This window comes from Natroniella acetigena (assembly GCF_023227745.1).
Taxonomy (GTDB): domain Bacteria; phylum Bacillota; class Halanaerobiia; order Halobacteroidales; family Halobacteroidaceae; genus Natroniella; species Natroniella acetigena.
On sequence record NZ_JALKBX010000089.1, the window covers coordinates 1 to 5689 of the forward strand.

The following is a 5689-nucleotide window of genomic DNA, read 5'->3' on the forward strand; positions in this document are numbered from 1 at the left end:
TCAAAAATTGACCTAGGGGAAACTATACCCTAAAATTAAGTTCCAAATTTTTACTTGACATAGGACGTCTATATATTAAAGTTCTGATTTAAAAGCTAAAAGCCTCTTGTTAGTTTTTAGTTAGGAAGGTTAAAATCGATAAATCAGAGTAAATAACTAAAAATAATTAACGAAACCCTTGATAATGATTTTTATTATAATTATAAATGTTAGTTAACTGAGATTGATTTTCAATAACAATAATAAAAATCTAGGAGGTAAAGAAATGTTTGAGAAAAAAGGTTTAGTAGCTTTATCATTAGTTTTAGTTCTACTTTTAGCAGTGGCTTGTGGCTGTTCTAGCGAAATAGAAGAGATAACAATTTATTTTAATGTCAACTATTTAAGAGCGAGCTAGATTTGCAATATCTTATGAAAGAACAACCAGGTAAAAATTGGATGAACTTTTTTGTATTCTATACAGGAGATTTGAAAAATATATAGAATATTTAGCATTGGAAGAGAAATGATTAAATAAAAAGGGAGGATGTTTAAAGAGGAGGAGAGTAAATGAGTAAAGAGAAAAACAATGGAATTATTGATCGGAGTTTAAATATAGTAGAAAAAGTAGGTAATAAACTACCACATCCGATCACGCTATTTTTTATGTTAGCAGGATTAACATTAGTACTTTCTTGGGTGGTAAGTCTAATGGGATTATCAGTAGAGCATCCAGGAACAGGTGAAACGATTGAAGCAGTTAACCTTCTTTCTAGATATGGAATTAGAAGGGTCTTTTCTGAAGCAGTAGATAACTTTACAGGCTTTGCTCCACTAGGAACTGTGTTAGTAGCTATGTTAGGTGTTGGTGTAGCAGATAAGTCAGGATTGATCAAAGCGGCTTTGAAGAAGATCGTATTAGGAGCTCCTGACCGTTACATTACTGCAGCAATTGTATTTGCAGGAATCATGTCTAATGTAGCTTCAGATGCTGGATATGTTGTATTGGTTCCTTTGGGAGCGATTATTTTTGCAGCTAAAGGAAGACATCCATTAGCAGGTTTAGCAGCAGCTTTTGCAGGGGTATCAGGTGGTTTTAGTGCTAACTTATTAGTATCAACACTTGATCCATTATTGGCAGGAATTACTGAAGAGGCGGCTCAGTTAATGGATCCAGCGTATGCAGTTGCGCCTACTGTTAACTGGTACTTTATGATTGCATCTACTTTCTTAGTTACTTTTGTAGGTACTTGGGTGACAGAGAGGATTGTAGTACCGAGACTTGGTGAATATGAAGGTGAATATACAGAAAAATTAGAAGAGTTGACAGCTCTTGAAGCTAAAGGGTTGAGATCAGCACTTGTTTGGTTATTGGTTGCTATTGCAGCAGTAGCAGCATTGGTTGTACCTGCAAATGGTATCTTGAGAAATGATGCTGGTGGAATTATTACAGGAGGAAGTCCTTTTGTTGCGGGTATGGTACCAATGATTGCTATATTCTTCTTTGTACCAGGGTTAGCTTTTGGACTTAAGACTGGTTCGATTGAGGATGATTCAGATGTGGCTGACGGATTTTCTGAAGCTATGTCAGATATGGGGATGTATATTGCATTAGCTTTTGCAGCTGGACAATTTGTTGCTTATTTTGGTTGGTCAAATATTGGGACAATTTTAGCAATCAATGGAGCTGAATTCTTACAGGCAGTTAACTTTACTGGATTACCAATGATTATTGCATTTATTATAGTAGCTGGCTTTATAAATATCTTTATTGGTAGTGCATCAGCTAAGTGGGCTATTATGGCACCTGTCTTCGTTCCGATGCTGATGGAATTGGGTTATAGTCCTGAGTTTACTCAGTTAGCATATAGAATTGGAGATTCAGTGACTAACATCATTAGTCCATTGATGTCTTATTTTGCAATTATTATAGCTTTTGCTAAAAAGTATGATGAAAAAATGGGAATTGGTACTCTAATCTCAACTATGATGCCTTATTCCTTTGCGTTTATGATCATATGGACTATTATGTTAATAGTTTGGTTTACTTTTGGGTTACCAATTGGCCCAGGAGGAACTTTATTCTACTAAAAAGTTAGAATCAATTTTAGTATCTATCTGGTATTAGGTAGATGCTAAAATTTTTTTGTTGGGAAAATTTTGAGTATAAGAGTTGTGAATAATTTTTAATTTTTTAGTTTAGTGATTTTGATTAAATTGATGTGTATGATTCAGATATAATACTTTTAATTAATACATAAAGATTATAATAGCTAAAGTTAGTATTTGAATTAAGTAAGGAGGGGGGAAATTGATGATTAAAAATTATTTTTCTAGTGGGAATACAAGCCAAGGTTTCTATTCCTTCTTTGAATATCTTCCTTATCAATGTGATAGAGTTTTTATGATTAAAGGAGGGCCTGGTACAGGAAAATCAACATTTATGAAGCGAATAGCAGAAAAAATGGTTGAAGAAGGGTATGATCTTGAAAAACACTGGTGTTCATCGGATAAAGAATCACTTGATGGAGTAGTAGTTCCTAAATTAAAAGTAGCTTTATTGGATGCAACAGCTCCTCATTTAGTTGATCCTAAGTATCCTGGAGCAGTAGATGAAATAATAAATCTGGGCAGATATTGGGATAAGTCACCACTAAGGCAAAATAAAGATAAGATAGTCAGTTTGAGTAAAGGGGTTTGGAATTCTTTTCAGAAGGCTTATGCTTATCTTAAGGAAGCTAAATTGATTCATGATGAGTGGGAAGATTATTATTTAGAAGGAATGGACTTTCAACAAGCTAATTGTAAAGCGGAGGATTTAATTGAGCAAATTTTAGGAGAGCAGCAGTTAGCAGAGCAGTTGGGAGCAGAACGCCATCTATTTGGCAGTGCTTTTACGGCACAGGGAACGATTAATTATTTCGATAATATAACTCAAGATATGGAGCAAAGATATATTATTAAAGGTAGAGCAGGGACAGGAAAATCGACTTTAGTTAAGAAGGTAGGGCAAGCAGCTAGGGAAAGAGGATTTGATGTCTGTTATGGTCATTGTTCTTTTGCTCCTGATAGTGTTGATCTACTTGTGATCGATCAATTGAAGGTAGCATTGCTTGATGGAACAGCACCTCATGTAGTTGATCCTGCTTACGAAGGTGATCAAATTGTCAATATGCTGGAATGTGTTGATCCAGGGGTTGTTAAAAATAATAGGCGGATTATAGCTAATACTAAAAGGAGATATCAAATTGTGATTGATAAGGCACAGGATATGATTAAGCAGGCTAAATTTTTACATGATGAGCTGGAGGATTATTATATTGAAGTGATGGACTTTGATGCTGTGGAAGAGCGTAGGCAAGAAGTGGAGGAAGAGCTCTTAAGAGCAGAGAATAGAGGATAGAAAAAATCTAAGAGCGGATTTTTTCATCACGAAGGGTTCGAAGAACCCGGAGGGGGAAGTAAGAAACAAATGTACAATGTACAATTTACAATGTACAGTTAAAAATTAGGTGATAGAGAGTAATAGAAAAAATCTAAGAGCGGATTTTTTCATCACGAAGGGTTCGAAGAACCCGGAGGGGGAAGTAAGAAACAAATGTACAATGTACAATTTACAATGTACAGTTAAAAATTAGGTGATAGAGAGTAATAGAAAAAATCTAAGAGCGGATTTTTTCATTACGAAGGATTCGAAGAACCCGAAGGAATATAGAGAGAAGCAATGAATATTTAATATTTAATAGTGAATAGTTAAAATCAAGGGCGTTAAATTATGAGTTACAGAACTATAGCCAAGAAAGCCTCGCCCTTGAATTAGGGCGGGGATGAATTGGCTATTTTAATTTTTAATCAATTTTAAAATTATTCTTATATTTCTCATATGAATCCTTAATAACCTCGTCAAACAATTTAGACTTAGGAATATGCGTTGCTTTGTGTAGTTTCTCTAATTTTTTATTAACCTCATTATCTAAAGTAGTGCCTATCCGAATTCTATTTTTTAAAGCCATATTAACATCTCCACTAAATAGAACATTACCTAAAATAAGCAAATCTAGTTATCTCGTAAAAATGAAAGTAGACCTTATGAGATATTCTTTGAAATTTTTCAATACCAATTTGATAAGCTTAACGCTAATAAAGGACTTCAAAAAGTCTTAAAAGAAATTGGTTTTGTGAAAATTTTAGATTCTTCAACTATTCTCTTTGATAGAGCCTATATAAAGTATCAAAAGTTTGATGAGTTTATAGATAATGATATCTATTTTGTTACTAGAGCAAAATCTAATACTAAAATTGAAATTATTAGATTTTTAGATTTAAATTCTAAAGATAAGGAAGCAAATGTTATATTAGATGCTGATATAATGCTAGGTGATCATACTTCAAAAACTAGAATGAAACAGGAAATCAAAAGGGTTCAACAGTTATGGCAGATTCCTTTCATTTGTGTAACTCATAATCGAAAGGAAGCAGAGTTTTTAGGAGATAAAATTTTAAATATTGGTAGAGTAAGTTAGTAAAAAGGAGTTGAGAAGAAATGGGTGTTTTAGAAAAAGCTAAAGAGAGATTTGAAGAGATAATTATTGAAAATCAATTATTAGATCAAGCTATAATGATTAATGCTAGAGGTTTATCGACTGAAGAGGCAATTGGCAATCCTAAACGAGGTGATTTTCCGTTAATTCAGGGTCAAGAAGTGATGATTCAAGCGGAGTTTAATGGGAGTTATGGTCAGTCTTTTACTGATCATCCTGGTAATTTCAAAGGTAGCTTGCAAGAGGTTATTGACTTATCATTGGATAATAATTATCATCGAGCTTTATTGGTGGCTACTATTAATGCTGTTTTGCGTAATCTTGATTTAGCCGAAAAGACTGTTCATTGTAAGGATGAAGAGCCTGAACTATGTGCTTGTGAAATTGTGATGTGGATTGAAAATAATTTTAATAATATAGACAAGATAGGGATTATTGGCTATCAACCTGCTATTTTAGAAGAATGCACTAAAGTTTTTGGTGCAGAGAAGATAACCATAACAGATTTAAATCAAGAGAAGATTGGTATAAAGAGCTTCGGGGTTGAAGTTTGGGATGGAAGAAAAGATAATGAAAGATTGATTAGAGAGGCTGATTTAATTCTCTTTACAGGCTCTTCTATTATTAATGGTAGTATTGATGATATTTTAGATATTATTAACTCTTATAATAAAGATTATTTTATCTTTGGGAATACAATTTCTGGAGTTGTAAGTTTATTAGAACTTCCTCAATTATGTTTTTATGGTCGTTGAAAATGATGTTTTTATAAGATTCTGAAAAAGATATTTAAAAAATTGAATAAGATTCTCGAAAGTACAAAAATATATTCTGTTTTAAAGAGTAGTTTAAGTTGCTTTATTGATAAAAGAAACGCTGCTTAGCAAAGTTATAAAGTGGTGTATGATGTTAAAATAATGTAAAAAAAGAAAAGAACACCTACATTACCCTTGATAAACATTATGTTTTAGTTTATAATTAACACAAACATAACAAAAACCTAACATAATATTAAAAGGTGATAATATGCAATTAACTTATGTCCTAGAGTTGCTAAAACCAACTAAAAGAAAAGAGAATATATTCTTAAATAATATTGCAGAAGTAGTTAAGAATCGTCAAACTGTCGCTGACAAACTTAAAGCAGGAGAAACTAAATTGAGTTCTGC

Annotated in this window: 6 protein-coding genes; 5 read left to right on the forward strand and 1 reads right to left on the reverse strand. The window is 32.8% G+C overall.

Features of this window, described 5'->3' with window-relative positions:
* The first annotated feature begins 265 nt into the window (after window positions 1-265).
* The 3 genes from MWH25_RS12985 (at window position 266) to MWH25_RS12425 (ending at window position 3382) form a co-directional block, all read left to right on the forward strand.
* Complete coding sequence (locus MWH25_RS12985) at window positions 266-397, forward strand: hypothetical protein (RefSeq protein ID WP_282706974.1); 132 nt, start codon at window positions 266-268, stop codon at window positions 395-397.
* 152 nt (window positions 398-549) lie between these two features.
* The gene (locus MWH25_RS12420) at window positions 550-2070 is read left to right on the forward strand and encodes an AbgT family transporter (protein ID WP_248627969.1); all 1521 of its coding nucleotides are present in this window, start codon (window positions 550-552) and stop codon (window positions 2068-2070) included.
* Between the two features lie 223 nt (window positions 2071-2293).
* A complete protein-coding gene (locus MWH25_RS12425; protein WP_248627970.1) occupies window positions 2294-3382 on the forward strand; it encodes a PRK06851 family protein in 1089 nt (362 codons plus the stop codon).
* 445 nt (window positions 3383-3827) lie between these two features.
* On the opposite strand, the gene MWH25_RS12430 is transcribed toward MWH25_RS12425, so the two are convergent.
* Window positions 3828-3992, reverse strand: a complete 165-nt coding sequence (locus tag MWH25_RS12430) for a ribbon-helix-helix domain-containing protein (protein ID WP_248627971.1) — start codon at window positions 3990-3992, stop codon at window positions 3828-3830.
* A gap of 165 nt (window positions 3993-4157) precedes the next feature.
* Here MWH25_RS12430 and MWH25_RS12435 point away from each other — a divergent pair, with 165 nt between their 5' ends.
* Together MWH25_RS12435 and MWH25_RS12440 are read left to right on the forward strand one after the other, a co-directional pair.
* On the forward strand, window positions 4158-4502 hold the full coding sequence (locus MWH25_RS12435) for a transposase (protein ID WP_248627972.1): 345 nt from the start codon (window positions 4158-4160) through the stop codon (window positions 4500-4502).
* A 20-nt stretch (window positions 4503-4522) separates the two neighbouring features.
* Window positions 4523-5275, forward strand: a complete 753-nt coding sequence (locus tag MWH25_RS12440; protein WP_248627973.1) for a Rossmann-like domain-containing protein — start codon at window positions 4523-4525, stop codon at window positions 5273-5275.
* The last annotated feature ends 414 nt before the right edge of the window (window positions 5276-5689 follow it).

Coding starts and splice junctions, on each gene's coding strand:
- MWH25_RS12985 (WP_282706974.1), top strand. CDS start 266: ATGTTTGAGAAAAAAGGTTTAGTAGCTTTATCATTAGTTTTAGTTCTA.
- MWH25_RS12420 (WP_248627969.1), top strand. CDS start 550: ATGAGTAAAGAGAAAAACAATGGAATTATTGATCGGAGTTTAAATATA.
- MWH25_RS12425 (WP_248627970.1), top strand. CDS start 2,294: ATGATTAAAAATTATTTTTCTAGTGGGAATACAAGCCAAGGTTTCTAT.
- MWH25_RS12430 (WP_248627971.1), bottom strand. CDS start 3,992: ATGGCTTTAAAAAATAGAATTCGGATAGGCACTACTTTAGATAATGAG.
- MWH25_RS12440 (WP_248627973.1), top strand. CDS start 4,523: ATGGGTGTTTTAGAAAAAGCTAAAGAGAGATTTGAAGAGATAATTATT.